The sequence below is a fragment of the Limnohabitans sp. TEGF005 genome (assembly GCF_055394835.1).
Window position 1 is genome coordinate 572,852 of sequence record NZ_AP029226.1, and the last position, 26,555, is coordinate 599,406.

Consider the following 26,555-nt stretch of genomic DNA (forward strand, 5'->3'; position numbering starts at 1 on the left):
CCGCGCAGGACGATCAAAGTCCAAAAGGGTGATTTTACCTAGCCCACCCGGGCTCCTGTGGTCGGGCGCACCCTGGCTAACCCCATAGGCCCGCTAAATTCATGCCATTGAATCAATTTATTGGGCAGAGTCAGCGGTCTGGGGGTAACCTGTGATTCTCTGGCGATCATGCCAGGGCATTCAAGGTTCAAAACCCATCAAGGAGATTTCCATGGCAGCACTCAAAGGCTCGCGCACGGAGCAGTGCCTGAAAGACGCCTTCGCAGGCGAATCGCAGGCCAATCGTCGCTATTTGTACTTCGCGAACAAGGCTGACATTGAAGGCCAGAACGACGTGGCAGCCCTGTTCCGTTCCACCGCCGAAGGCGAGACAGGCCACGCCCACGGTCACTTGGAGTTTCTGGAGCAATCTGGCGACCCGGCCACCGGACTGCCCATTGGCTCGACCCGCCAAAACCTGGCCTCGGCCGTGGCTGGCGAAACCCATGAGTACACCGACATGTACCCGGGCATGGCCAAGACCGCCCGCGAAGAAGGCTTTGATGAAGTGGCCGACTGGTTTGAAACACTGGCCAAGGCCGAGCGTTCACATGCCAACCGCTATCAAAAAGCCCTGAACGAACTGGTCGATTGATTCGCTGGTTTCGGTCGCCCCGCTGCGTGCCAAAGCGCAGCGGGTTTTTCTCAGGGTTTGGGCGGCAAAGCCCTCAGAAAAACCTCCAAAACCAAAACCGAAGGAGCACAGCATGGCCAAAGAAGGCAACCTCGAAGCCCCCACAAGGCACGCTCTGGACTGGCAAAACCCGGACTTCTACAACGAAGACAAGTGCCTGGATGAGTTGGAGCGCATCTTTGACATCTGCCACGGTTGCCGCCGTTGTGTGAGCTTGTGCAACGCGTTTCCGACCTTGTTTGACTTGGTCGACGAGAGCAGCACCCTGGAAGTCGATGGGGTGGACAAAAAGGATTATTGGAAAGTGGTGGACCAGTGCTACATGTGCGACCTGTGCTACATGACCAAGTGCCCCTACACCCCACCGCACGCCTGGAACCTGGACTTCCCGCACACCATGCTGCGGGCCAAGGCCATCAAGTTCCAAAAAGGGGAAGTGGGCATGGCCGAGAAGCTGTTGGCCTCCACCGATGTGCATGGCTCGTTTGCCGGTATTCCCATCGTGGTGCAGGCGGTCAATGCCATCAACCAAACCGCCGCCGCCCGCAGCGTGATGGAAAGCGTGGCGGGTGTGGACAAAAACGCGTGGCTGCCCTCACTGGCGACCCAAAAATTCCGCTCCAGTGCACCCGATGCCCAATCGGTCAAGGTGATCGACGGCGACAAGACGCCAGGCAAAGTGGCCATTTATGCCACCTGCTACATCAACTACAACGAGCCGGGCATTGGCCACGATTTGCTGAAAATTCTGGACCACAACGACATTCCCTATGTCTTGGTCGAGAAGGAAAAGTGCTGCGGCATGCCCAAGCTGGAATTGGGCGATCTGGACTCGGTCAAGGCCTCGAAAGAAGCCAACATCCCGGTGCTGGCCAAATACGCCAAAGACGGCTTTGCCATCTTGGCGGCAGTGCCCAGCTGCGCCCTGATGTTCAAGCAAGAGATCCCGCTGATGTTTCCCGATTGCGCCGACACGCAGTTGGTCAAAGATGCGGTGTGGGACCCGTTTGAATATTTCATGGCCCGCAAGCGCGATGGCTTGCTGAAAACCGAGTTTCCGCAAAAGCTGGGCAATGTGAGCTACCAGATTCCTTGTCACGGCCGGGTGCAGAACATTGGCAAAAAGACCGAAGAAATGCTCAAGATGATCCCGGACACCGAGATCAACACCATCGAACGCTGCTCGGGCCACGCTGGCACCTATGGTGTGAAAAAAGGCTCACACGACATGGCAATGAAGATCGGCAAACCGGTGTTCAAAGCCATGGCCACTATGAAAGACGGCTCCAAGCCCGACTTCATCAGCTCCGACTGCCCGCTGGGCGGCCATCACATAGCCCAGGGCTTTGAGGTCAACGGCCTGGGTGCCCCCGAACTGAACCACCCCCTGACCCTGGTGCGCAAAGCCTACGGCCTCAAATAAGGAAAACCGCCATGCAACTGACCGGAAAAATCACGCCCGAGACCCTGATGTCGCTGGAGGCCTATACCAAATGGCGCAAGGTCCATAAGCCCGAGGTTATCGCCCACCGCAAGCTGCGCAGTGTGCAGCTGGGCGAGCACATCAACGTGCAGTTTGAGAGCGAAACCACCATTCGTTATCAGATCCAGGAGATGCTGCGCATCGAAAAAGTCTTTGAAGAAGAAGGCATCCTGCAAGAGATCGAGGCCTATGCCCCCTTGGTGCCGGATGGCAGCAACTGGAAGGCCACCATGATGATCGAGTACACCGACATCCACGAACGTAAGCGCGAGTTGGCCAAGCTGATCGGCGTGGAAGATCGCCTGTTTGTCGAGGTCGAAGGCCACACGCGCGTGTATGCCATTGCCGACGAAGACCTGGACCGCGAGACCGACGAGAAAACCTCGGCCGTGCACTTTGTGCGCTTTGAGTTGACACCGGTCATGTGCGCTGCCGTCAAGGCTGGTGCGGGTGTCAAGCTGGGTTGCGACCACACGCATTACCCCTCGCATGTCGAAATCTTTCCCGACACTTTGGCCAGCTTGGCGGGTGACTTGAAGTAACGCACACGGCTCGGATGACAAAAAAGCCGGAGCAGGCCACAAGGCCCGCCCCGGCTTTTTGACGTTGGGCGATCAGTCGAGTTTGATGTTCGCGGACTTGATGGCTTGGGTCCAGTCGGCGATGTCGCGGTCGAGCAGCTTGGTCATTTCGGTCGGGGCTACAAAACGCACCTCAATGCCTGCCGCGTCGGCGCGTTGCTTGCTCTCGGGCAGATCCAGGCTGCGTTTGACGGCGTCGGCCAGTTGGTTCACCGTGCTGGCCGGTGTGCCCGCTGGGGCGTACAGGGCCACCCACGATTCGAGGTCAAAGTTGGGGTAACCGGCTTCGGCCATGGTGGGCACTTGGGGCATGCCCGCGTGGCGCTTTTTGCCCGTGACGGCCAAGGCCTTGAGCTTGCCGGCCTGAATGTGCTGCATCACCGAAGGCGGCGTGGTCATGAACACCTGCACTTGTCCCGACAGCACGTCGGCAATGGCCTGGCCTGAGCCTTTGTAGGGCACATGCACCAGGTCCACCCCGGTTTGCTGCTTGAAGATTTCGGTGCCGATGTGCGAAACCGAGCCATTGCCCTGCGAGGCGTAGTTCAGCTTGCCGGCATTCTGTTTGGCGTAGGCGATGAACTCCTTCATGTTGCTGACCGGCACCGATGGGTGCACGGCCACCACGTTGGTCGCCACCGTGATCAGGCCCACCGGGGTCAGGTCTTTCAGCTCCCAGGGCAGCTTGTTCATCAAGATCGGGTTGGCGACGTGGTAGCCCGAATACGACACCAGCAAGGTGTGGCCGTCTTTGGCGCTGCGGGCCACTTGCTGGTAAGCCAGGTTGCCGCTGGCACCACCTTTGTTTTCCACCACGACGGATTGGCCGATCAGGCGGCCCAGCGGCTCCGAGATCAGGCGGGCCGATGTGTCGACCAAGCCGCCGGGTGGCACAGGCACCACCAGCGTGATCGGCTTGCTGGGGAAGGCTTGCGCCATCAGGGCCATGGGCGCGCACAGGCTGGCCAAGGCCAGCAGGCGGGTGATTTTTCGACTCAAGGTGCGAGGTGTGTTCATGTTTGTCTCTCTTTTTGGGGAAGGTCAGAAATCAGCGCATGCCGATTTTGGCGTCGTTGAAAATGTTTTTGGCCTCGCGGGGCAAGCTGCGCCAGTACTGCTGTTGCGCATCGACGGTGCCGCCCAATGCCACAGCCGCTTCCCAGCCCCAGCGCGGTTTGTACAAAAAGCTGCGGGCCAGCGCCACCAGGTCGGCATCGCCGCGTTGCAGCACGGCTTCGGCCTGCTCGGCTTCGGTGATCAGGCCGACGGCGATGGTGGTCAGGCCCGATGCGGCTTTGACTGCTTTGGCCAAGTGCACCTGGTATTCGGGACCAATGGCGATTTTTTGCAAAGGCGACACGCCGCCCGACGAGATGTGAACGAACTGCGCTCCGGCTTGCTTGAGCCGCACGGACAACTCGGCGGTTTCTTCGATCGTCCAGCCCCCATCGACCCAATCGGTGCCCGAGATGCGCATGCCCAGCGTGCCGCCAAAAGCTTCGCGCACGGCTTTGAACACTTCCAACGGAAAACGGATGCGGTTTTCAAACGAACCACAGTATTGGTCGGTGCGTTGGTTGGAAATGGGTGACAAAAACTGGTGCAGCAAATAGCCGTGTGCGGCGTGCAGCTCGATGGCCTCGATGCCCAAAGCGTGGCTGCGCAAAGCGGTGTTCACAAAGTCGGCCTTGATTTGCGCGATGTCGGCCAGGCTCAGCTCGGTGGGCGCGGCTTCTTGCGGCAAGTGGGGCAGGGCGCTGGGCGCCACGGTTTGCCAGCCACCATCGGCGGGAGCGATCAGCATGCCACCGTTCCAGGGGGCTGCGCTCGATGCCTTGCGGCCAGCGTGGCTGATCTGAATGCACACGGGAATTTGCGGAGCCAGGCGGCGGGCACGGTGCAGTTTGTCTGCCAAAGCGGCTTGGGTGGCGTCGTCCCACAGGCCCAGGCAGCCGGGGCTGATGCGACCGACCGCCGACACCGCTGTGGCTTCGATGGTGAACAAGCCTGCACCGCTGTTGAGCAAGTTGGCCCAGTGTGTCAGGTGCCAGTCGGTGGCCTGGCCGTTCTCGGCCGAGTATTGGCACATGGGCGCGATCACGATGCGGTTGGGCAAGGTGAGCGGGCCCGATGGCGCGTTGAAGGTGAAGGGCGTGAAGAGCAGGCTCATGGGGCTGGTTGTAGGTGTTGTGTTGCGGCTTGGCAAGCGATAACAGTCTGAACCTCGCATCTTATGGAAAACCGCGAGGATGCTTATCCGTTGGGTGACATCACCCCAGTCACCCCGGACTTGATTCACACGCTTGTCACTCTGGACGTGACTCACGCCCCTGTCACCCCGGACTTGATCCGGGGTCCATGTGTTGGTTTTTGCGCAGGGCGGAAGGCCAAGCGGGGATGGATCCCGGGTCAAGCCCGGGATGACAGTTGTTTGGGTAAGCCCGGGATGACAGTTGGTTGGGCAAGCCCGGGATGACGATTGGTTGGGCAAGCCCGGGATGACGTTCGGAAGGTCAAGCGGGGATGGATCCCGGGTCAAGCCCGGGATGACAGTTGGTTGGGCAAGCCCGGGATGACGTTCGGCGGGTCAAGTGGGGATGGATCCCGGGTCAAGCCTGGGATGACGATTGCTTAGGCAAGCCCGGGATGACAATTGGTTGGGCAGGTGCAAAGGTGTCCCAAAGTGTCCATTCCGCTGGTAAGGGCGATGCCAGTTGCAGCAACTGGCCGCTGATGGGGTGGGGCAGTGCCAGGCTTTCGGCATGCAGCCACAGCCGTTGCAGCCCGATCAAGTCGGCCACGGCCCGGTTGAGCGGGCCCTTGCCGTGCGTGGCATCGCCCAAGATCGGGTGGGCGATGTGTTTCATGTGGCGGCGCAACTGGTGGCGGCGGCCCGTCAGCGGCTGCAGGGCCACTTCGGCGCAGCGGGTGCTGGCAAAGCCTTGCTGGGGCAAGGGCAGTTCGAAGCGGCGCAGGGTGGTAAAGCGGCTTTGGGCGGGCTGCGATTCAAGGCGCTCGGTGCGCATGTCGTCGGGCATGCGTTTCAGTGCGTGGTCGATCAGCCCCGCATCGGCTGGCCAGCCGCGCACCATGGCGCGGTAGGTCTTTTGCAGGTTTTGGCCGCTTTCAAAGGCTTGGCCCAACAAACGGGCGGTCTCTTGGTTCAGGGCAAACAGCAGCACACCGCTGGTGCCTTTGTCTAACCTGTGCGCGGGCCACACCGGGCGGCCCAGCTGGTCACGCAGCATTTGCAGGGCAAACCGGGTTTCACCCGCGTCCAGACCAGTGCGATGCACCAACAGGCCGGGCGGCTTGGTCACGGCTGCAAGATAATCGTCGAGGTAAAGGATGTCGAGCATGTTGTTCTTATTGTCACCCGCCAAATCTCTGGATTACGAAACCCCCGCAGGCGATGTGCCGCACACGCTGCCCCAGTTTGTGCCGCAATCGCAGGCCCTGATCGAGGTGCTGCGCCAAAAATCGCCCCAGCAAATTGCCGAATTGATGGACTTGTCGGACGCACTGTCGGCTTTGAACGTGGCCCGCTACGAAGCTTGGGCACCAAAGTTCACTGCCAAAAACGCCAAGCAAGCCGTGCTGGCCTTCAATGGCGATGTGTACGACGGCCTGGACGCCAAGACCTTGAATGCCCAAGAGCTGCAATGGGCGCAAAGCCATGTGGGCATTTTGAGTGGGCTTTATGGCGTGCTGCGCCCGCTGGACTGGATGCAGCCCTACCGCCTGGAGATGGGCACCTCGCTGCAAACCGACCAGGGCAGCAACCTCTACAAGTTTTGGGGGTCGCAAATTGCCGAGTACCTCAACGCCCAGCTGGCCAAAGACAAAACCCCGGTCATCGTCAACCTGGCTTCGCAGGAGTATTTCAAGTCGGTCGACCGCAAAACCCTGAAAGCCCGCGTGATCGAGTGCGTGTTTGAAGACTTCAAGGGCGGCAAATACAAAATCATCAGTTTCAACGCCAAGCGGGCGCGGGGCTTGATGGCGCGGTATGCCATTCAGAACAAAATCAGCCACCCAGAAGGCCTGCTTGGCTTTGATCTGGCGGGCTATGCCTACGACCCGCAGGTGTCTGAGCCTGACCGTTTGGTTTTTCGACGCAAGGTGCAAGCATGAGCATGAACTCTCCAGAGCACACCCCCGAGCACACCCCGGAACAATCGCAGCTGGGCAAGACCAGCGCCTATGTCGACCAGTACGACGCCAGTTTGCTGTTCCCGATTCCTCGCGCCACCAAGCGGTCCGAGATCGGGGTCACCGGGCAGCCGGTGTTTTTTGGGGCCGATTTGTGGACCGCGTTTGAGCTGTCCTGGCTCAACCCCAAAGGCAAGCCACAGGTGGCCTTGGCGCACATCACGGTGCCTGCCGAAAGCACGCACATTGTCGAAAGCAAGTCCTTCAAGCTCTACCTCAACAGCTTCAACAACACGCGGCTTGAAAGCGCCGATGTGGTGCGCGATTTGATTCGCCGCGACATCAGCACAGCCATTTGGCACGGTGGCGTGGTGCAGGCCAGTGTGGGTGTCAAGCTGCTGTTGCAAGAAAAATTTGACGCCGAGCCCGTGCACGAGTTGGACGGTTTGAACCTCGACCGCATGGACATCGAGTGCAGCCGCTACCAGCCCGCACCCGATTTGCTGACCGCCAACGCCGAAGAACTGCCGGTGTCAGAAACGCTGGTCAGCCACTTGCTCAAAAGCAATTGCCTGGTCACCGGCCAGCCCGATTGGGGCAGTGTGCAAATCACCTACAGCGGCCCACAAATTGACCAAGCGGGCTTGCTGCAATACATCGTGAGTTTTCGCAACCACAACGAGTTTCATGAGCAATGCGTCGAGCGCATCTTCATGGACATCTGGACGCGCTGCAAACCGACCAAGCTCACGGTTTATGCCCGCTACACCCGCCGTGGGGGGCTGGACATCAACCCCTGGCGCACCAGCCATCCGGGGGCGGTGCCGCCGAACGTGCGCACGGCGCGGCAGTGAATCAGGCCGCCGGGTCGATGCCTTTATCTGACTTGACCCCCACCGCTCCTTGCGCTGTTCAACATGAGTTACGCCATGTGCGTGCACTCATGCAACTTGAGCAAAAGGAAGACCAAGCGCAATTCAAACTCAAAAACGCCAGTGCCAGCATCAAAGAGCGCCGTCGGCGCGGCTTGACCTGGTACCCCGTCACCATCACCCAAGAAGACATCGGTTTTGGTGGCAAGGTGGTGCTGGAGCTAGAGCGTCCTGCGCATCGGCAAGACCTGCATTTGTTTCAGGTCGGGAAAAACGCCTGTGTGTTCAGCAGTGCGCCCGGCTACTCAGGGCCTGACCGGCCCGTGCTGAGCGGCGTGGTGACCAGCGTGCGGCGCAACAAACTGCTGTTTGCCACCACCAAAGAGTCGCTGCCCGATTGGGTGCTGGACGGCAGCGCGCTGGGCATTGACCTGACGTTTGACGAGGTGAGCTACCGCGAGATGCACCAGGCTCTGGGTGACGTCATGGGCGCACACGGCAACCGCTTGGCCGAACTGCGCGACGTGCTGCTGGGGGCCAGGCAGGCCAGCTTTCGAGAGCAAAAAGCCGACGACCTGTTTTACCCGAGTGCGCTCAACGATTCGCAGCTGGCGGCTGTGCGCCATGTGATCGCGGCCCAAGACGTGGCCATCATCCACGGCCCGCCCGGCACGGGCAAAACCACCACGCTGGTGCAGGCCATTCTTGAAACCATACGGCGTGAGCGGCGCGTGCTGGTGTGCGCCCCCTCCAACACGGCCGTAGACCTGCTGACAGAAAAGTTGGCCGAGCGCGGTGTGAATGTGATCCGCATGGGCAACCCCAGCCGTGTGTCAGACCTGCTGCTCAAGCACACGCTCGATGCCGGGGTGATGGCCCACGCCAGCTACGCCAAGATGCACGCGATGCGCCAAACCGCTGAGCAACATCGCGAGACTGCCAGTGAACGTGTGCGCAACTTTGGTTTTGAGGAGCGACAGCAACGCCAATGGCTGCGAGAAGAAGCACGCACGCTGCGACAAGCCGCCGACGATTTAGAGCGCTTCATGACCGAAGACGTGCTCGAATCGGTGCAGGTCATCACCTGCACGCTGGTGGGTGCCAACAACCGCCACATTCGCCACCTGAGCTTTGAGACTGTCTTTATTGACGAAGCCGCCCAGGCCTTGGAGCCGGGTTGTTGGATTCCGATTGCCAAGGGCCAGCGCATTGTTTTGGCGGGCGACCACCACCAGTTGCCGCCCACCGTGAAAAGCGAAAAAGCGGCCCGCGAAGGCCTGCGCGAAACCCTGTTTGAAAAGTGCATCCAGCGGCAGCCGCAAACGGCCCGCATGCTCACCGTGCAATACCGCATGCACGCGCACATCATGGGGTTCAGCTCAGAGAAGTTTTATGGCGGCCAACTGGTGCCACACCCTAGCGTGCGCCATGCCGACTTGGCTGCGTATGACCCGCGCTTTAATGACCCGCGCTTTGCACCCGACCTGCCTGTGGAATTCATCGACACGGCGGGCTGTGGCTATCAAGAACTGGCCATCCCCGAAAGCCGTTCAACCGCCAACCCCGAAGAAGCCCACTTGCTGCTGGAGCGCCTGGCGCAGCTGCTGGCCCAACTGTCGGAACCAGGCGAACCCACCGACCCAGACCAGCGCCCGCTGACCATTGGCGTGATCGCACCGTACCGCGCCCAAATCAATTATTTGAAAGACGCCATCGAAGACAGCGAAGTGCTGAATGGTTTGCTGCTGCAACGCAGGCTCAGCGTGGGCACCGTCGATTCGTTTCAGGGCCAAGAGCGCGACATCATTGCCATCACCTTGACGCGCAGCAACCCCCAAGGCGAGATCGGCTTCCTGTCCGACATCCGCCGCATGAACGTGGGCATGACCCGCGCACGGCGCAAGCTGCTGCTGGTCGGCGATTCGTCCACGCTTTGCAGACATCCGTTTTTTGGGGAGTTGCTGGCTTATGTGAAGGGGGTGGGGGGCTATCGTGCCGTCCCAATAGTCGTTGAATAGATGGCTAGCTCGACTTTTCAGGTCATCCAGTCTTCAAGTTTCAAGCCCACCACTCGCTTAAAGTGCCGTGTGTTGTGGGTCACCAAGGGCAGGCCCAGCGCCAATGCATGCGCGGCGATTTGGGTGTCCATTTCGCCAATGGGCTGCCCGGTTTGTTGTAGGTGGGCGGCAATTTCTCCATAGCGGTCTGCGGCCTCCAGCGTCCATGGCAAAACTGGAATCTCATTGAGCAGCAAATCAATGATTCGGCGGCGTTTGTCTTCGGCTTGCAGCAGTGCTTGCCCAAATCGAGTTTCGGCGCGGGTGATGGCGGAGATGGCGATTTCCTGCTTTTTGAGCGCCGCCAACATGCGCGTTTGCAGCGCGGCAGAGCTGTTGCGTGCAAAGTAGCCCAAGATGTTGGTATCGACCAAGTACTTGATCACTTGCGGGCCTTGGTTTTGGCGGTGCGTTTAGCAGAGGCTTTGGCCGTTGCTTTTGCGGAGGCTTTGGCCGTTGCTTTTGCGGAGGCTTTAGGGGCTGTTGGCGTATCCCAATCCGCAAAAGGATTTTTGGGTGAATGGTTTTGCCGGCTGTCATCCGACAAAAAGTTGTCGGGCAATGGGTTGTCTGTAATTGCGGTCATCAGCGCATCCAGCCGACGCTGGCGCAATGTTTCCGTGTCCTTGGGCTTGAGCGAGATCTCTCCCGTTACCTCGTTGCGGGCAATCCACATTTCATCGACATCCACGCGAAATGCCTTGGGCAAGCGAATAGCCTGGCTGTGGCCGTTGGTAAAAACTTTGGCGGTAGCGAGCATGGCACCCTCCTTCGAATGTATGCATGAAAACGTACCTACTTTATCACCAGTCTAGGCATTCGGTCAAAGCCTGTATTGCTCTTGACGGGAATCTGATGGCCACCCCAAAAGAGCGCTGTATGTCATCAGTCCCAATTCGGGACTAAAATGCCGCCATGCGAGTCATTGCCGTATCCACACTCAAGACATTCTGGGAAAAGCCCGGGCGCGGTGACGCAGAAGAAGCCTTGAAAACTTGGTACGGTGAAGCCTGCCGGGCCGAATGGAAATCCCCGGGCGATGTCAAATTTCAATACGGAAACGCCAGCATCGTTGGCAACAACCGGATCGTCTTCAACATTGCCGGGAACAAGTACCGTCTCATCGTCGCCTTTGCGTACCGGATGCAAATCGCCTACATCAAGTTTGTGGGCACACATGCCGAATACGACAAGGTCGATACGGCCTCAGTGGCTCAGTCGTGAGTGTCAAGGAGAACATCATGGAAATCACCCCCATCCGCACAGAAAAAGATTGCCGCGCAGCACTGCGCGTGGTGTCAGCGCTGGTGGACCAAGACCCATCGCCTGACTCACCCGAAGGCGAACGCCTGGATGTGCTCTCAACCTTGATTGAGGCCTATGAGCGCAAGCACCATCCGATTGATCTGCCAGACCCCGTGGAGGCCATCAAATTCCGCATGGACCAAGCAGGCCTGTCGATCAAAGACCTTGAGCCGATGATCGGGCAGCCCAACCGCGTGTATGAAGTGCTCAGCCACAAACGCCCCCTCACGCTGCGCATGATCCGAAACTTGAACAAAGGCTTGGGTATCTCTGCGCAAGTGCTCATCACGGAAAACGCCAATACATCCCGTTGACGCGCAGCAACCCCCAAGGCGAGACGGCTTCCTGTCTGACATCCGCCGCATGAACGTGGGCATGACCCGCGCACGGCGCAAGTTGCTGGTGGTGGGCGATTTGTCTACGCGTTGCAGTCATCCGTTTTTTAGGGCCGCCTATGCCAATAAGGCATTAAATGCCTTGAACACTTCCTCGAACCGGTCGAGAGTCGCGTTAATCGCTGGAGTATCGGCATCCAAAATGGACGGGTTCTCCAATAGCCAGCGCGAGGCTCCGAAGTGATCGAACTCGGCTACCGACACGGGCATCAGCTTGAAAAGCGCCTCCGCCTTCTTGACGATACGCGGGGTTGGTGCAGCCGAAATCAGTGCATCGTTCGTCACCACGTTGGCCGCAGGCGGCTTGTATGCGCCATTAAGCATCTCGACGAACAGGTCGGATTCAAACAAGTCCTCAACATCCGATTCGGTCTGATTCGTGAAGTCCGCGCAGGTGTAGAAATGCCCGGCTTTAAGGATGTCGGCCTTCTTCAAGTTTTCGATCTTGGACTTGTCACCATTGGCGATGTCGGAAAGCACCGCCACATTAATATGGTTGCCGCCGAACAGCCTAACAAACGGTGCAATCTTGTCGATACCACCCGATGGGCACAAGGTCCACTTGGGGTCGATTCCAACGCGCCGGCGCTTGGTCAATGCTTGTGACAGGACTTGCAGGTAAAGGATGTCCGATGGGCCTTCAACCAACCAAGTATTGGCACCGATGAACAGCGACTGGGTAACTTCGTAGCCCAAAGCACCTTGGAGCGGGAATAGCGTGTCGTCTTTGACCTCCAGCACGTCGGATCGCACCTTTGTTCCCTTTACCTCAGGACGCTTGCCAGGCTTGTCGATAACTACGTCCTCCACGATTCGGACATCGGCAAGGCGGTCCATCGTAACCATGAAGGGCGAGTGGGTGGTGAAGATGACCTGGTGGTCCGGCAGTAGCCGCTCGACAATGTAGCGCAGTAAATCGCCTTGTGCCTTGCCATGCAAGGTCAGGCCGGGCTCGTCCAACAAAATGATGGCATTTGCATGGCCCGGTGTCTTTTTGAGCTGCTTGAACTGGGCAAGGAATGAGAAAAACCAGACAAAACCCGCACTGCGCTCAGACAGGGGGAGCGTCGCCTTGTGGTTGTTGTTCTTAATTCGAATGTCGGCGACCATACCCGTGTTGAACGGGGCCGGGTCCTTGGGCTTGGCGTTATCGATCTCGATAACAACTTCCAGTGCGTTGTTTTGGCTCCAGAACTGGAATATTTCCTCGGTGATTTCGTTACTTGCGGCCTCGCACTTGGCTTTCAGCTCCTCGCGGCGGTCCACATTTTTCAAGTCCTCCAGAGTGGTGCCTGCGTATTCGAGAAAGTCGAGGAATATTTCGTCCCCGACTGAGACGGAGCCGTTCTTCTTGTCCAGTTGGAGCTTCTCGATTGAGACCATGCCGGACATCCGCTCGAAGTGAGATGTGAAGAAAAACTTCGGCTGCCTCGGCGACAAGATATCGATCACTCCCTTAATAAAGCTCGACTCCCGACTATTCTTAATGTCCTGTAACAAAGCCTCTTGCTTGAGCGTTCTCTCTGTCAGCGCCGAAAGCGCCTCGTCTGCGGCAGGCCCAGTGGTGACACCATGAATAACGCTGCGTTCAGTTTCATCGAGGGCATGCTTGCACACCATGTTTTCCAGAACCTTGGCACTATCGACATCAATCGTCCATATGCGACTATCGTCCTTAAACCGGAATCCAAAGTGGGCTTGGAAAGTGTCGCTCTTCAATACTCCGGCACCAAAGCGCTTTTCGACAGCGGCCTTGTCCGTATCTTCAAGACGCCACCATGTCCGGATCACCTCTGCCGTTCCATCTTCATGGCGGTCGTCAAATCGGGTTGAAAAACGCCGCGGGTAGTCGATGACCTCATCAAATTCGAAGGGCTGCGAAGGTTTGAGTCCCCGCATGGCGCTCAGCAGCGTGGTCTTTCCCGCTTCATTCTTGCCGACAAGGCAGGTGAGATCGCCGATTTCAAATTCTTCGCTGTCCTCAACGGACCGATAGTTCTGGACGCGGACTTTTGTTAGTTTCATGGCAAGCTTTCCTTAATGACGTGCTGTTGAATCAAAATTTGAAAATGGCCGCGAGCTTTTTCAGATCTCGGCTGCTGTGGAGCGCTTAATTTGCGACATGTGCTCATGTGATTAACTTTATTGGCGCGTAACGTTCGAGTCCTCTGATGCGCAGCCGAAAGGTGGAACGTATGCGGCTATGGATTTGCGTGTTTTCTTAGCGGTTGGCGCAGGCAGCAAGCTGGTGATGCGTTGGTACAAATCGAAGAGGAAGGCCACGCGTTCGGCGTCGGATGCGTAGGACTTTTTGCCGCCGCTGGGTTGGTAGGCGGCGTCTACGGCGGTGTCTAGTTTTTGGTGGGCCTTGAGCAGGGCCGGGGGCATGGTCAGCGGGTCGTAGAGGTCGGCCAGTGACGAGCTTGCAAATTGGGCGCGGGCGTCGAGCACGCATTGGGCGGCTTGTTCGATGGCGATGCGGTGTTTGTCGCTGAGTGGCTCGCTAGCGAAGCCGGGCCAGGGGTAGTTGTTGTAGACGATGGTGTTGGAGTAGCTGTAATCGCTTTTCAAACGTCCACAGGTGTAACGCATCCAGGCGTTGTGCATCGTGCTGGTGAGCACCCCAAAGGTGAACAGTGAGGCGTCGTCGACAAAGAAAATTTTGTCACCGCAGATGACGTTACTGTCTAGATAGCCGATGGGGATGAATTGGCGGCGCTCGGAAGAAACCTTAGGGATGGCCAAGTACCGGGATGTCAGTGGTTGGCGAATTTTCTGAAATTGCGTCGGATTGTTGGCATCCTTTTGTGTTTGCGCGTCGGTGCTTGAACTCCTCATCGCTCGAACGGCCTCGACCCGTTTCATTACGTGTGGCATTGAACGCAAAACAGCTGGTGACGCATTTACCAACCATAAGCACCATCGGGAAATGCTATTGATGAATTCGTCGCCCATCAGATAAGGTCGAATCCATTCAGCTGCTTGTGGCTCCGCGGCCAGCAGGGCCGCTTTGTCTTCATCGTCCAGCAGCAAGTTGCCCCCGTCTGTGGGTTTGCTGCCATTGGTCATTTCAGGCACAGCGCAAATGGGCGTGCGGCGTTTGTTCAGAAAAACGTTTGGTGCATCCACCAAATACGCATTGATGCGCTTAACAGGCACGGCATGCGGCAGGCCTTTGATGTCTTCGTATTCGTAGATGGTTTTGACGGCTTGATCTTCGGGGCCAAAGCCCACGATCACACAATGCACGGCGGCTTTGCCGCTGGCCTCGTTGCTCCACTGAAAGGTGCGGTGTGCAAAGTGGGTGTGCATGCCCAGGCGCTGCATTTCGCCCCAGAGCACGGCCACTTGTTCGCCTTGGGTGATGCTGTTGGTTGACACAAATGCGCATCGGGGCATGGATGCCGGTTCAAGCCCGGCATGACACGGGGTCGCTGGCCTTGTGTAACGGGCGGCCAGCACGTACCAGCCGCACACAAAGTCCAGATCACCCGCGCCATGTATGCCGTGCATCACGGCGCCCAAGTCGGCTTTTTGTTCTTTGCTTTGGTAGGTCTTGCCCAAAAACGGCGGATTGCCCAGCACATAGCTGCACCGCTCCGCAGGCAGCACTTCGCTCCAGTCCAGCCGCAGCGCGTTGGCGTGCCGGATGCTGGCCGAGCTGACCAGTGGCACGCGGGCAAAGTACAGGCCAAACTCCACGCTCACGCGCAGGTTCATTTGGTGGTCTACCAGCCACAGGGCTACTTGGGCAATTTGTGCCGGGAACTCTTCGATCTCGATGCCAAAGAATTGGTCCACGTTCACGCCGATCAGGCCATGCACGTCCACCGCCAGTTGGCCTCTGTGTTCGCTGAGCTCGTTGTCGGCACGCAGCACCTTCAGTTCCAGCTCGCGCAGTTCGCGGTAGCTGATGACCAAAAAGTTGCCGCACCCACAGGCGGGGTCAAAAAACGTCAGCTGCCGCAGTTTTTTGTGAAACTCAAACAGCTTGTTGCGGTTGCCTTTGATGCGCTCAAACTCGGCATGCAGTTCGTCCAAAAACAAGGGCTTGATGAGTTTGAGGATGTTGGCCTCAGACGTGTAGTGCGCGCCCAGGTTGCGGCGGGCTTTTTCGTCCATGATGCTTTGGAACAAGCTGCCAAAAATGGCCGGACTGATGGCCGACCAGTCGAGCCCGCAGGCGTCCAGCAGGGCTTCGCGCATGGCGGTGCTGAAGTCGGCCATGGGCAGGGTTTCTTCAAACAGGCGGCCGTTGATGTAGGCGAATTGGCCCAGTTGTTCGTCGGTGTTTTTGTTGCGCTGGCTTTCGTGCGTGTTGAGCACCTGAAACAGTTGCCCCAAGCGCGGGCCGAGGTCTGAGCCGTCGGGCGCGGTGCGTTCTTCGACAAAGTCTCTGAACGATTGCGCGGGCTGAAAAATGCCGGTGTCGTCGGCAAACAAACAAAACAACAAACGCACCAGCAGCACCTCGAGCGCGTGGCCGCTGTAGCCACTGTCTTTGAGGGCGTCGTGCAGGCGGCCCAGCGCCATCGCGGCTTTGATGTTGACCGGGTTTTCGGCCTGGATGTCTTGCACCTTGTAGCCTGCCAGCAGGCCAAAATGCTTGATGTGTTTGTGCAGGTGCCGCAGCTCAAACGCCATCGTCTCGCCCGTGGCCAGGCGGTGCACCCGAAAGTGGGCAAAGTCACACACGATCACCAACTGCGGCAGGTCACGCTCGACCAGGTTGTGCAGGTAGCCAATGGCTTGGTCCATGGCGGCATCGAGGCTTTTGCCGCGCGATTTGTGTTCGACCAACAGCACGCCAGGCCAAAACAGGTCCATAAAGCCTTGTGCACCGCCTAGTTTTTTGACGTGCAACTCGAACGTGGCGACGCGTTTGTTGGTGATGCCAAAGATTTCAAAGAAGTCGATCCAGAAGGGCTTGGCTTCGCTGTCTTCATTGCTGGCGTCGGCCCAGGTCTTGCTGAAAAGCAATGCTCTGGATTTGATTTCGTTCCAATTAAGGCCCATTAAGTGCTCGTAAAGTGAGCCTGAATCGTATATGAAAGTTCTCGGTTTTTGTCTGGGGTGACACCTCGGATGTATTTATTGATCTGGCCCTGTGAGGTTTGCAGATGTCAGGGACACGTTGTTGCCGTGGTTGGGGGATGGATCCCGGGTCTTCGCCCGGGATGACAGACGTTTACTTTTGCTCGGGATGACAGACGTTTACTTTTGCTTGGCATGACTAGCATTTAGCTGTCGCTCGGGATGGCAGGCATTTACCTGTCGCTCGGGATGACTGGCATTTGCCTTTGCTCGGGATGGCAGGCATTTAGCTGTCGCTCGGGATGACTGGCATTTGCTAATTTGGCGCGATTGTTTAGAATTGCGCCAATCATGTCCGACTTTATTCCGCAACTCTTGAGCGCCATTCAGGCCCAGCCGAATGGCTTTTCACTCGCAGAAGCCCTTCTAAAATGGCCTGACGTGCCTCGTCGCAGCCTGCAAAGAGCGTTGGCGCATTGGGTTGCATCGGGCAAAATCGCGCCAATTGGCAAGGCCCGCGCCACCCGTTATGTGGCCAATGCAGAAATAGCGCCAAAATTGTTGACTTACGCTTTGCCCAGTCAAGTGGGGCTTTCGCAGGCATCAGCCTGGCGGGCCGAAGAAGAGCTTTCTACCGGTCAGTGGCCGTTGTCGCCCGACAGCAAAGACATTCGCGCCTATCTGTCGCAACCCTGGAGCACGCGCAAGCCAGTGGGTTATCAGTCAGAGTTTTTGCAGGCCTACCAACCTAACCTCATGTTTTATCTGCCTCAGCCTGTGCGGGCGCAGCTACACCGCATGGGGCGCACTGGGCCAGGGCCGCAACCGGCGGGTACTTATGGCCGTGCTGTGCTCGACCGTTTGCTGATTGATTTGTCGTGGGCATCCAGCCACTTGGAGGGCAACACTTATTCGCGCCTGGACACCCGCGCCCTGATCGCTCACGGCCAGCAGGCGCAAGGCCACGGCGTGATCGAAACGCAGATGATCTTGAATCACAAAGCGGCCATCGAGCTGCTCATGGACAACGTGGCCGCACCGCAAATGAGCCGTTATTTGCTGATGAACCTGCACAGCGCCTTGTCAGAAAACCTGCTTGAAAGCCCCGAAGACGAAGGCCGTTTACGCACGCACCCGGTGCAGATTGGCCAAAGCGTGTACCAGCCACCATCGGGCCAGTCGCTCATCAGCACCTTGCTTGACGAAGCGTTGGCCAAATTCAACGCGATCGAAGACCCGTTTGAACAGTCTTTTTTTGCCATGGTGCACCTGCCTTATTTGCAGCCCTTTGCTGATTGCAACAAGCGCACTTCTCGCCTGCTGGCCAACTGGCCTTTGATGCGGGCCAACTTGTGCCCATTGACATTTTTAGGCGTGTCACAGGCTTGGTACACCGCATCTGTGCTGGGTGTTTACGAAATGAACCGTGTCGAGTTGCTGCGGGATTTGTTCATGTGGGCCTATGAGCGTTCGACCAAGGAATACCTGACGGCCAAATCCAGCGTGGCCGAGCCCGACTTGCTGCGCCTGACTTACCGTGAGGCCATCCGCCAAATCGTCAAGGCCGTGGTGCAAAACCCCGAGCAAGACCCGCTGGCGCTGGTGGCTGACCAAGTGGCCCTGGCCGCACCAGGACCGGACCGCGAAGACGTGCGGGCGCTCGTCATGCAAGAGCTGCGCCGCCTGCACGAAGGCGTGTTGGCCAGATACGGCTTGCGCCCAGCTGAGCTAGAGCGCTGGCGCATCATTCAGGGTTGAATTTTGTCGCGGTGCGAATAGATGGCTTTTAGCCGCGCAAGCCTTCCAGCACATTCACGGTGTTCACACCCACTTCGGCCACGGCATAACCGCCTTCAAAGGTCAACACCGTCGGCAAGCCCAATTGCGCCAAAGCTTGTCCCAGCTTCAGGTAGTCGGCGCTGCGAAGCTTGAAGCCCGAGATCGGATCGCCCTCAAACGTGTCCAGCCCCAGCGGCACCACCAGCGCTTGCGGCGCAAAGTCGCTGACCGCTTGCATGGCCGTTTGCAGCGTGGCCCACCAGACCTCAAAGCCGGTGCCGCGTGGCAAAGGCAAGTTCAGGTTAAAACCCTCGCCAGCAACCGCGCCGCGCTCGTCGGCATGGCCTAAAAAGAAAGGGTATTCGGTGCGTGGATCGCCGTGAACCGAGGCGGTGAACACATCACCGCGTTCGTAAAAGATGGTTTGTGTGCCGTTGCCGTGGTGGTAGTCCACATCCAGCACGGCCACGCGCTGCAGCCCGCCGTCGCGCAGGGCCTGCGCGGCCACGGCGGCGTTGTTGATGAAGCAATAACCGCCCATGTAGTTGGGGCCCGCATGGTGGCCCGGTGGGCGGGTCAGCGCCATGGCAAAGCGTTCGCCGCCCAGCAGGGCTTGCGCGGCCGCCAGCGCGCAGGCCGCGCCTTCGCGGGCAGCGGGCCAACTGCCCGCCATCAAGGGCGTGCCCGAGTCAAACGCGTATTGCCCCAGCCGCGCCGCAAAGTTGAGTGGCGGCATATCGGTGCGAAAGCCGTGCCGCGACGCCAGCGGCCAGACCGAGGGCAGGGCGTCCACCGCCGCATTGGCCGGGTCCAGCGCCACCCAGTCGCGCCAGGCATGGGCCAAAAAGTCCAAGTAGTCGGCGCTGTGCACGCGCAGCAAAGCCGCGTCCAGCGGCAAGTCAGACGCAGGCTGCACCAAGCTGCCCACGGGCCGCCGCGCCAGTTCGTCCAGCACATGCTGCAAGCGCTGCGGCACTTCGTGGCAATCGACCATGCGGCCCCGAAACATTTCTTGGCGGCCTGCGTGCTCTGCGTGTTGGGTGTTGTGGAAGATTTGCATGGGGAATTATCGAACCGCGGCATATTAAATATGCCCACTTCGGCCAGCCGCAACTTGAAGGGCTAGGCCTTTTTAAAGGGAAACGATTGGATGATTTGAAGAAGTAGCTCGATAACGGCCACATCGGTCATGCGCAATTTGCCATTGGCTGCCCTTCATCTTCAAACCGTGAAAATTTGTCACGGGTTCATTGCCCTTAGCTTTCAGGCACTGTTTGAGCTTGCTCCAATAAGTCGAGGCATCCACACTTTTGTTAGCGTGCCCATCCCATGCTGTACGAATGTGAACGGACTCAAGCATCTGCACTTTCACGGGGCTGTCATGTGGCATCAGCACTCCCTTTATTCAACAGCTTTTTGACTTGGCGGTCGAAATCGGACTCGATGCGTTGCTGCTTGTTGAACTTTTCATATTCAGCCAAAACTTTTTGCTCTGCCTGTTCGCTGCTGATGTTGCCGTAGCCTTCCAGAATTTGGTATTCATTAAAGGCCAAAAACTTGTCCACGCTCTCAGCAAAACCAGCCATGGTGAAGCTGGTTCGCTGCTCGATGATGCGTTCGATGTAGTCAAAGAAAGCTGCTACCGCACGTTCCAGTTTTTTGATGTCGGGCTCGCTCAAATAATTTTTGGCCACCAGCGTGTCCGATTTCAGCACGCGGCCATCGGGCGCATTTTTGTAGGTGCTCAATCCCATCAGCGGTTTGCTGGCATCGGCTTGGCGCGAAATGATCTCTGCAGCCGTCTCCCCCGTGATCGCAAAGTGAAACTTGTCTTGCACATGGGCATAAAACAGCCGGGTGGTATCTGACTTGGGGTCGTAGTCAATGCTGCACTCTGCAAAAATGTCGGTGATCTGCTGGTAAATGCGCCTCTCGCTGGCTCGTATGGAGCGCACCCGCTCCAGCAACTCGCGAAAGTAGTCTTGGCCAAAAAATCTCCCATTTTTCAGGCGCTCATCATCCATAGCAAACCCCTTGATGATGTAGTCCTTGATCAGCTGGGTGGCCCAAATCCGAAACTGCGTGGCCTGTGCCGAGTTGACGCGGTAGCCGACTGAAATGACGGCATCGAGGTTGAAGTATTCGAGCTTGCGGGTGACTTGGCGCGCCCCCTCTTGTTGAACTGTTTCTAAAATGGAAATAGTTGCATCACGTTGCAATTCTCCCGAGGCGTAAATATTGTCTAGGTGCTTGGAAATGGCCGCCACACCCACTCCAAACAACTCGGCCATGCGCTTTTGTGTCAGCCAAATGGTCTCGTTGCTGAGCAGGACTTCTACCTTGATTGCGCCGTTTGGGGCGGTGTAGAGCAGAAACTCTGTCGTTTGGTCGCGCAATGTGAGTGGGTGTTTGGACATGACCGGTTTGCTCATTTCAAATCTTGATTGCCAAGCCGCAATTGCTTGGCTAGCAACAGCTCGAAGGGCTCGGCCTCTGTGGACGGAATGGATTGAATGATCCTGAAAATTTGCTGCGTGTCCATGACATTCGTTAGGCGCTGCTTGCCCCCTGTCGCCTTTAATTTCAACTGGGTAGTCTCGCTATCCACTTTATAGCCCCAATAACCCGACCGCTGGCCTCAGAGGAGTGCTATTTGTTGCGTGTCTTTTGGGCGCAGGGCTTTGGCAAAGTGATGATCCGGCCTCAACCAAATTCCCGAAACCCTTTGAGCGCTGGCAGCGGCGAAAAGTTGGCCTCGCGTTTTTCTTGCATGGCGCTGATCGCTTCGCGCACATTGGCGTTGCTCCAGATGGCGCCTTGTAGCCAGCCCATGTGGCGCAGGCTGTCTTCGGTGCTGTGGTCGCGGGCGTAGTGCAGTACTTGCTTGGTGCCCCAGATGGCCACGGGTGGTTTGTTGGCGATCTCTTTGGCCGCTTGCAGGGCGGCAGCCACGGTGTCTTCGTGGGTGGGCAGCACTTCATTGACCAGGCCGTGGGTCAGCGCTTTGTCGGCACTCAGGCGTCGGCCTGTGTAGGCCAGTTCTTTGACCAGCGCCATGGGCAAGAGCTTGGGCAGGCGCTGCAAGGTGCCCACGTCGGCCACCATGCCGATGTTGATTTCTTGGATGCAGAAAAACGCATCGGCCGAGGCATACCGCATGCAGCAGGCGGTCACCATGTCCACCGCGCCACCAATGCAGCCACCTTGGATGGCCGCGATCACCGGGATACGCAGTTCTTCGAGCAGGGTGAAGGTGCGCTGCATGTCGGTCAGCAGGTCATAGACGGCCGAGCGACCTTCGGCGCTGCTGTCGTCCATTTGAATAGCGCTGCCGAAGGTTTGCAGGTCCATGCCCGCGCTGAAGTGTTTGCCCGTGCTCGAGATCACCAGCGCCCGGGCGGTGCCCGCTTTGTGGATGTCGGTCAGCACCTCGTGCAGCTCGCGCCAGAAGGTGGGGTGCATGGTGTTCATCGCCTCGGGGCGGTTCAGCACCAGGTGGGCCACATGGCCTTCAGTCGTCAAAGAAAAGCAGTTGAGTTTGTTTGTGGGGTGTCTCATCTGGGTCAATGTAGCGGCTGGCGGATGGCATTGCTGTCGCGGCTTTGACCTTGTCTGATCAGGCTCGTCATATTTTGTAAATGATAGTAATATACAAATCATGATTGATTTCTCAACCATCGTCGGCTTCGAATGGGATGCAGGCAACGAGCGAAAGAATGACAAACATGGCGTCAGCACGGCAGAGGCTGAGCAGGTTTTCTTCAATGCGCCGTTGCTTTTTTTGAACGATGTCGCGCACAGTGAGAGTGAAGCTCGGCTTCACGCGTTGGGCATGACGGACGAAGGGCGACGCTTGCACATCACCTTCACTTTGCGCCGATCAGGCGAGTTAATTCGCGTGATTTCAGCACGGAACATGCACAGAAAGGAGCGCAGTTTTTATGAACAAGCAGACAGCTAAACAACCGATTCCCAAATTCAAGACAGAGGCACAAGAGCGCGCCTACTGGGAGTCAGATCCGCAGGGTCAAGACTCCACCGTGCATGTGGACTGGACAAAGGCCCAAAAGGTGAAGTTACCCAACTTGCGCCCCACCACCAAGACCATTTCATTGCGACTGCCCCAGCATTTGCTTGACAGCATCAAGGTCGCTGCCAACGCACGGGATGTGCCTTATCAGTCGCTCATCAAGGTCTGGCTGCAGGAGAAATTGCACAGCCATTGAAAGGTTTGGCGACCCTCAGTCGTCCGTGAACAGCAGCTGCGCTTGAGGCCCATGGCCCTGCTCTTCTGCGGCCATAGGGTGACTGATCGTGGCAGTTGCTGTCCCCGCCTTGACCAGTGACCCCACACGCACGCCCAGCAGGCGCACGCGGCGTGACAAGTCCACCCGTTTCAGGCACTGCCCCGCGATTTGGCGGATTTGTTTGGCGTCAGCCGTGTAACCGGGCAAAGACTGGTCCCGCGTGACGGCCTGAAAGTTGTCATAGCGCAGCTTGATGCCGATGGTTTTGCCTTCGTAGCCTTTGCGCTGTAAATCGGCCGCCACCTGTTCACACAAGCGGGTGAACACCGCGCCCAACTCGGCCCGGTCACGCACGGCGTGAAGGTCGCGCTCGAATGTGGTTTCTCGGCTCATGCTGACGGGCTCGCTCTCGGTTTCGATCGGGCGGTCGTCGCGGCCCCATGACGCTTCATGCAGCCAGGCGCCGTAGCTTTTGCCAAAGTGTTCCACCAGCCAGTGCTGTTCGCGTGCGGCCAAGTCGCCGATGGTGTGGATGCCAAAGCTTTGCAGTTTTTCATCGGCCTTGGGGCCTACGCCGTTGATCTTGCGGCAGGCCAGCGGCCAGATCAGGCTTTGCAGGTCGGCCTCGTGCACGATGGAGATGCCTTTGGGTTTGTTGAACTCGCTGGCCATTTTGGCGATCAGTTTGTTGGGGGCCACGCCAATCGAGCAGGTCAGGCCGGTGGCGTCAAAAATGCTTTTTTGGATCAAGCGGGCCAGCACCCGCCCGCCTTCGCGCTGGCCACCAGGCACATGGGTGAAGTCGATGTAGACCTCGTCCACCCCTCGGTCCTGCATGACGGGGGCGATGTCCAGGATGATGCTTTTGAAGGTGCGCGAGTAATGCCGATAACGGTCAAAGTCCACCGGCAGCAAAATGGCTTGGGGGCAGAGCTTGGCCGCTTTCATCAGCCCCATGGCCGAGCCGATGCCGAACTGCCGGGCCGCATAGGTGGCGGTGGTGATCACGCCGCGCCCGGTGTAGCCTTCGATGCGCGGGAAAAAGTCCAGCGGGATGCGGTCCAGCCGTTCGGCAAATGTGGCTTCGGTCCATTCGCTGTCTGGGTAAGCCGCTTGCAGCTTGCCCAGCAGGTCGTCTTCTTTGCGGCGGCCACCGCCAATGACCACCGGCAAACCTTTGAGCTGCGGGTAGCGCAGCAACTCGCAGGAGGCGTAAAACGCGTCCATGTCGAGGTGGGCAATGCGGCGAGTCAGGGCAGGGCTTTCTGGCTGATCAAAGGGGGCGGTATCGGGTGGCACCGCAGAAGGATAACGCCAAGTTCAGCCTCCGCGGCCTGGCGATTAACATCCGGCCTGTAGGTACAAATAAAAAGGGAGGTATATGAACAAGCAGCTTGTGATCGGTGCGCTGGGCGTTGCCGTGTGGGGTTTGGTGGCTTGCTCACCATTGAGCACGGGGCATGCGCAAGCTTGGAGCCCCAAGGCCTTGCTCGAAACGCATTGGGTAGACGCAGGACCCACGCTGGGGCAGTTGCCCGCCAGTCTGGACATTGCCAGCACGGGCCAAATTTCAGGGCATACGGGCTGTAACCGTTATTTCGGCAAAGCCGACATCGGCCTTCATTCTTTGCGTTGGGTGCAGATGGGGTCGACCCGCATGTACTGTTTTCAGCCGGGGGTGATGGAGGCTGAAGACCGGTTTTTGCAGGCCATGGCCCAAACCCGTTCAGCCCGGCAAGAGCAGGGTCAACTGCTTTTGCTGGACGAGGCGGGGCAGGTGTTGTGGCGTTTCAAACCCAAAGGCTGATCTTTCAGCCCAGCTTGGGTTTGGGCATCAGACCGGAAACGTGCCGGGCAGCAAGATGCTTTTGTCCACCGTCTGGATGTCGGTGCGCCCACAAAAGGCCATGGTCACGTCCAGCTCTTTGTGGATGATTTGCAGGGCTTTGGTCACGCCTTCTTCGCCCATGGCGCCCAGGCCATAAACCATGGCGCGGCCAATCATGGTGCCTTTGGCACCCAGCGCCCAGGCCTTGAGCACGTCTTGGCCGCTGCGGATGCCGCCGTCCATCCAAACCTCGATCTGGCTGCCCACGGCGGCCACGATGGCGGGCAGGGCTTCGATGCTGCTGGGCGCGCCGTCAAGCTGACGACCGCCGTGGTTGCTGACCACGATCGCATCGGCACCGCTGGCCACGGCCAGTTGGGCGTCTTCCACGTCCATGATGCCTTTGAGGATCAGCTTGCCGCCCCATTGTTTTTTGACCCATGCCACGTCTTCCCAATTGAGGGTCGGGTCAAACTGCTCGTTGGTCCATGAGGCCAATGACTTCATGTTGGTCACCGCCTTCACATGGCCCACCAAGTTGCCAAAGGTGTGGCGTTTGGTGCCCGCCATGCCCAGGCACCAGCGCGGTTTGGTCATCAGGTTGATGATGTTGGCGATGGTGGGGCGGGGTGGGGCGGTCAGGCCGTTTTTGAGGTCTTTGTGGCGCTGGCCAATCACCTGCAAATCGAGCGTGAGCACCAGGGCGCTCACGTTGGCGGCTTTGCAGCGGTCGATCATGCGGGCCATGGCCTCGCGGTCGCGCATCATGTAAAGCTGGAACCAAAACGGCGCTTGCGTGTGGGCTGCGATGTCTTCGATGGAGCAGATGCTCATGGTCGACAGCGTGAAAGGAATGCCAAATTTTTTGGCGGCCATGGCCGCGTGCATTTCGCCGTCGGCGTGTTGCATGCCGGTCAGGCCCACGGGGGCGATGCACACGGGCATTTTGGTGTCGATGCCCACCATCTTGGTGGCGGTGGTGCGGTTTTCCATGTTCACGGCCACGCGCTGACGCAGCTTGATCTTGTGAAAATCGCTTTCGTTGGCGCGGTAGGTGCCCTCGGTCCATGAGCCGCTGTCGGCGTAGTCGTAGAACATGCGCGGCACGCGCTTTTCGGCCAAAACGCGCAAGTCTTCGATGTTGGTGATCACGGGCATGGGTTGTCTCCTGCGGGGGTGTAGCGATTCTTGAAAGCCACCCATCGTAGCCTCAGCCCATTGTGAGGGCTGTGAAACTTGGGTCAGGCCGTTTGAAATTTTTGGGGCCTGCCCGTTTTTGCACTGCCAGGGTTGCGCTCAGCCGTGGGGTGTTGCCTTGACGAACGCGCCCCCTTGGTAAATCGCGGCCGGGTCTTGCTTGTCAATGGTCTGCTGGCGCGCTTCTACGGCATGGCGGAACACGTCAGAAGAGTCTTGTGGCCGGTAGCCAATGTGTTTGGCGTGGGTGTTGTCCCACCAGGTGGTTTGGTTGTCCGACATGCCGTAGATGATGCTGTGGCCCACGATGGGGGCAGTGAGGGCTGCCACCACAAGGCGCTCCAAGTCGTCATAGCTCAGGTAAGTGGCCAGCATGCGGCGGTCGCGCGGTTCGGTAAATGACGAGCCGATGCGGATGCTCACCGTTTCTACGCCCCAACGGTCCCAATACAGCTGGGCCAGGTCTTCGCCAAAGGCTTTTGACAGGCCATAAAACCCATCGGGCTTGGGTGGCATGCGGGTGTTGACCACTTCGTCCTGGCGGTAAAAACCAGTCACATGGTTGGAGCTGGCAAACACGATGCGCTTGACGCCTTTCAGGCGGGCCGCTTCGTACAGGTTGACCATGCCCACAATGTTGCCCGCCAGGATCGGGGCCCAGGGCTGCTCGGTCGAGACACCGCCCATGTGCACCACGGCGCTCACACCGTCAAGCAATGACAGCATGTGTTCGGCGTCTTCGAGCGATGCCGTCTGAACTTCTTCACCCGCAGCAGCAGGCCCCAGGTCACGGCGGTGGCTGACGCGCAGCACGTCGCAATAAGCCTTCAGGCGGGGGCGCAGTTCTTGCCCCAGGTTGCCGCCAGCGCCTGTGAGCAGCAAGCGTGGAAACCGGATGCCTGAATTGGATGTGGGTGTGGATGAGGGGGTGTTCAGCATGTGTTGTCCCGTG

General features: G+C 58.4%; 25 protein-coding genes. 12 read left to right on the forward strand and 13 right to left on the reverse strand.

Annotated elements, in window-relative coordinates; translation table 11 throughout:
- The first annotated feature begins 211 nt into the window (after positions 1 to 211).
- The 3 genes from ACZ5RG_RS02730 to ACZ5RG_RS02740 all read left to right on the forward strand — a co-directional run bounded on the left by ACZ5RG_RS02730 (position 212) and on the right by ACZ5RG_RS02740 (position 2,698).
- Positions 212 to 634 carry a rubrerythrin family protein gene (locus ACZ5RG_RS02730; RefSeq protein ID WP_019431318.1) on the forward strand — a complete coding sequence of 141 codons (423 nt, stop codon included), beginning with the start codon at positions 212 to 214 and terminating at the stop codon, positions 632 to 634.
- Between the two features lie 112 nt (positions 635 to 746).
- Entirely contained in the window at positions 747 to 2,096 is a 1,350-nt protein-coding gene (locus ACZ5RG_RS02735; protein WP_312259592.1) for a (Fe-S)-binding protein, read from the forward strand.
- Positions 2,097 to 2,107: 11 nt separating this feature from the next.
- On the forward strand, positions 2,108 to 2,698 hold the full coding sequence (locus ACZ5RG_RS02740; RefSeq protein WP_298601348.1) for a DUF3501 family protein: 591 nt from the start codon (positions 2,108 to 2,110) through the stop codon (positions 2,696 to 2,698).
- Positions 2,699 to 2,770: 72 nt separating this feature from the next.
- Here the strand turns inward: ACZ5RG_RS02740 and ACZ5RG_RS02745 are convergent, their stop codons facing one another.
- From ACZ5RG_RS02745 to ACZ5RG_RS02755, 3 genes are all read right to left on the reverse strand, one after another.
- Positions 2,771 to 3,754 carry a Bug family tripartite tricarboxylate transporter substrate binding protein gene (locus tag ACZ5RG_RS02745; protein WP_298601345.1) on the reverse strand — a complete coding sequence of 328 codons (984 nt, stop codon included), beginning with the start codon at positions 3,752 to 3,754 and terminating at the stop codon, positions 2,771 to 2,773.
- A 31-nt stretch (positions 3,755 to 3,785) separates the two neighbouring features.
- Positions 3,786 to 4,907: an NADH:flavin oxidoreductase/NADH oxidase gene (locus tag ACZ5RG_RS02750; RefSeq protein WP_464447722.1), complete on the reverse strand. Its 1,122-nt coding sequence runs from the start codon at positions 4,905 to 4,907 to the stop codon at positions 3,786 to 3,788.
- Between the two features lie 439 nt (positions 4,908 to 5,346).
- On the reverse strand, positions 5,347 to 6,096 hold the full coding sequence (locus tag ACZ5RG_RS02755) for a pseudouridine synthase (RefSeq protein WP_464447723.1): 750 nt from the start codon (positions 6,094 to 6,096) through the stop codon (positions 5,347 to 5,349).
- Here ACZ5RG_RS02755 and yaaA point away from each other — a divergent pair.
- From yaaA to ACZ5RG_RS02770, 3 genes are all read left to right on the forward strand, one after another.
- The gene (gene yaaA / locus ACZ5RG_RS02760) at positions 6,095 to 6,871 is read left to right on the forward strand and encodes a peroxide stress protein YaaA (RefSeq protein ID WP_464447724.1); all 777 of its coding nucleotides are present in this window, start codon (positions 6,095 to 6,097) and stop codon (positions 6,869 to 6,871) included. The two genes, ACZ5RG_RS02755 and yaaA, sit on opposite strands and share 2 nt — an antisense overlap.
- Before the next feature lie 2 nt (positions 6,872 to 6,873).
- Positions 6,874 to 7,743, forward strand: coding sequence for an NADPH-dependent 7-cyano-7-deazaguanine reductase QueF (gene queF / locus ACZ5RG_RS02765; RefSeq protein ID WP_298601333.1), 870 nt, complete (start codon positions 6,874 to 6,876; stop codon positions 7,741 to 7,743).
- Positions 7,744 to 7,832: 89 nt separating this feature from the next.
- Positions 7,833 to 9,779 carry an AAA domain-containing protein gene (locus ACZ5RG_RS02770; protein ID WP_464447725.1) on the forward strand — a complete coding sequence of 649 codons (1,947 nt, stop codon included), beginning with the start codon at positions 7,833 to 7,835 and terminating at the stop codon, positions 9,777 to 9,779.
- Positions 9,780 to 9,796: 17 nt separating this feature from the next.
- Here the strand turns inward: ACZ5RG_RS02770 and ACZ5RG_RS02775 are convergent, their stop codons facing one another.
- Together ACZ5RG_RS02775 and ACZ5RG_RS02780 are read right to left on the reverse strand one after the other, a co-directional pair.
- On the reverse strand, positions 9,797 to 10,204 hold the full coding sequence (locus ACZ5RG_RS02775; protein WP_464447726.1) for a type II toxin-antitoxin system VapC family toxin: 408 nt from the start codon (positions 10,202 to 10,204) through the stop codon (positions 9,797 to 9,799).
- The gene (locus ACZ5RG_RS02780; protein WP_464447727.1) at positions 10,201 to 10,578 is read right to left on the reverse strand and encodes an antitoxin; all 378 of its coding nucleotides are present in this window, start codon (positions 10,576 to 10,578) and stop codon (positions 10,201 to 10,203) included. Before ACZ5RG_RS02780 ends, ACZ5RG_RS02775 begins: the two co-directional genes overlap by 4 nt.
- A gap of 155 nt (positions 10,579 to 10,733) precedes the next feature.
- Here ACZ5RG_RS02780 and ACZ5RG_RS02785 point away from each other — a divergent pair, with 155 nt between their 5' ends.
- Positions 10,734 to 11,042: a type II toxin-antitoxin system HigB family toxin gene (locus ACZ5RG_RS02785; RefSeq protein WP_464447728.1), complete on the forward strand. Its 309-nt coding sequence runs from the start codon at positions 10,734 to 10,736 to the stop codon at positions 11,040 to 11,042.
- A 17-nt stretch (positions 11,043 to 11,059) separates the two neighbouring features.
- Positions 11,060 to 11,437 (forward strand): helix-turn-helix domain-containing protein, encoded by a 378-nt coding sequence (locus tag ACZ5RG_RS02790; protein ID WP_464447729.1) that lies wholly within the window; start codon positions 11,060 to 11,062, stop codon positions 11,435 to 11,437.
- A gap of 138 nt (positions 11,438 to 11,575) precedes the next feature.
- On the opposite strand, the gene ACZ5RG_RS02795 is transcribed toward ACZ5RG_RS02790, so the two are convergent.
- Positions 11,576 to 13,543, reverse strand: coding sequence for an AAA family ATPase (locus ACZ5RG_RS02795; RefSeq protein ID WP_464447730.1), 1,968 nt, complete (start codon positions 13,541 to 13,543; stop codon positions 11,576 to 11,578).
- Positions 13,544 to 13,660: 117 nt separating this feature from the next.
- Positions 13,661 to 16,534 (reverse strand): DNA methyltransferase, encoded by a 2,874-nt coding sequence (locus ACZ5RG_RS02800; protein WP_464447731.1) that lies wholly within the window; start codon positions 16,532 to 16,534, stop codon positions 13,661 to 13,663.
- A gap of 369 nt (positions 16,535 to 16,903) precedes the next feature.
- Between ACZ5RG_RS02800 and ACZ5RG_RS02805 the strand changes: the two genes are divergently transcribed.
- A complete protein-coding gene (locus tag ACZ5RG_RS02805) occupies positions 16,904 to 18,310 on the forward strand; it encodes a Fic family protein (RefSeq protein WP_464447732.1) in 1,407 nt (468 codons plus the stop codon).
- Positions 18,311 to 18,338: 28 nt separating this feature from the next.
- Here ACZ5RG_RS02805 and ACZ5RG_RS02810 read toward each other — a convergent pair whose 3' ends face one another.
- The 3 genes from ACZ5RG_RS02810 to ACZ5RG_RS02820 all read right to left on the reverse strand — a co-directional run bounded on the left by ACZ5RG_RS02810 (position 18,339) and on the right by ACZ5RG_RS02820 (position 21,889).
- The gene (locus ACZ5RG_RS02810) at positions 18,339 to 19,391 is read right to left on the reverse strand and encodes a histone deacetylase family protein (protein ID WP_464447733.1); all 1,053 of its coding nucleotides are present in this window, start codon (positions 19,389 to 19,391) and stop codon (positions 18,339 to 18,341) included.
- Positions 19,392 to 19,710: 319 nt separating this feature from the next.
- Positions 19,711 to 20,748, reverse strand: coding sequence for a virulence RhuM family protein (locus ACZ5RG_RS02815; protein ID WP_464447734.1), 1,038 nt, complete (start codon positions 20,746 to 20,748; stop codon positions 19,711 to 19,713).
- A gap of 286 nt (positions 20,749 to 21,034) precedes the next feature.
- Entirely contained in the window at positions 21,035 to 21,889 is an 855-nt protein-coding gene (locus ACZ5RG_RS02820) for an enoyl-CoA hydratase-related protein (RefSeq protein ID WP_464447735.1), read from the reverse strand.
- A gap of 100 nt (positions 21,890 to 21,989) precedes the next feature.
- Here ACZ5RG_RS02820 and ACZ5RG_RS02825 point away from each other — a divergent pair, with 100 nt between their 5' ends.
- Both ACZ5RG_RS02825 and ACZ5RG_RS02830 read left to right on the forward strand, forming a co-directional pair.
- A complete protein-coding gene (locus ACZ5RG_RS02825; RefSeq protein WP_464447736.1) occupies positions 21,990 to 22,292 on the forward strand; it encodes a BrnT family toxin in 303 nt (100 codons plus the stop codon).
- On the forward strand, positions 22,273 to 22,557 hold the full coding sequence (locus ACZ5RG_RS02830) for a BrnA antitoxin family protein (RefSeq protein WP_298601594.1): 285 nt from the start codon (positions 22,273 to 22,275) through the stop codon (positions 22,555 to 22,557). The genes ACZ5RG_RS02825 and ACZ5RG_RS02830 overlap by 20 nt, the downstream gene beginning before the upstream one ends.
- Positions 22,558 to 22,572: 15 nt before the next feature.
- On the opposite strand, the gene dinB is transcribed toward ACZ5RG_RS02830, so the two are convergent.
- Complete coding sequence (dinB, locus tag ACZ5RG_RS02835) at positions 22,573 to 23,805, reverse strand: DNA polymerase IV (RefSeq protein ID WP_464448171.1); 1,233 nt, start codon at positions 23,803 to 23,805, stop codon at positions 22,573 to 22,575.
- 154 nt (positions 23,806 to 23,959) lie between these two features.
- Between dinB and ACZ5RG_RS02840 the strand changes: the two genes are divergently transcribed.
- Entirely contained in the window at positions 23,960 to 24,385 is a 426-nt protein-coding gene (locus ACZ5RG_RS02840; RefSeq protein ID WP_312259580.1) for an META domain-containing protein, read from the forward strand.
- A 27-nt stretch (positions 24,386 to 24,412) separates the two neighbouring features.
- Here ACZ5RG_RS02840 and ACZ5RG_RS02845 read toward each other — a convergent pair whose 3' ends face one another.
- Together ACZ5RG_RS02845 and ACZ5RG_RS02850 are read right to left on the reverse strand one after the other, a co-directional pair.
- The gene (locus ACZ5RG_RS02845; RefSeq protein WP_298601585.1) at positions 24,413 to 25,564 is read right to left on the reverse strand and encodes an alpha-hydroxy acid oxidase; all 1,152 of its coding nucleotides are present in this window, start codon (positions 25,562 to 25,564) and stop codon (positions 24,413 to 24,415) included.
- Between the two features lie 138 nt (positions 25,565 to 25,702).
- Positions 25,703 to 26,542 carry an NAD-dependent epimerase/dehydratase family protein gene (locus tag ACZ5RG_RS02850; RefSeq protein ID WP_298601582.1) on the reverse strand — a complete coding sequence of 280 codons (840 nt, stop codon included), beginning with the start codon at positions 26,540 to 26,542 and terminating at the stop codon, positions 25,703 to 25,705.
- Positions 26,543 to 26,555: the final 13 nt, after the last annotated feature.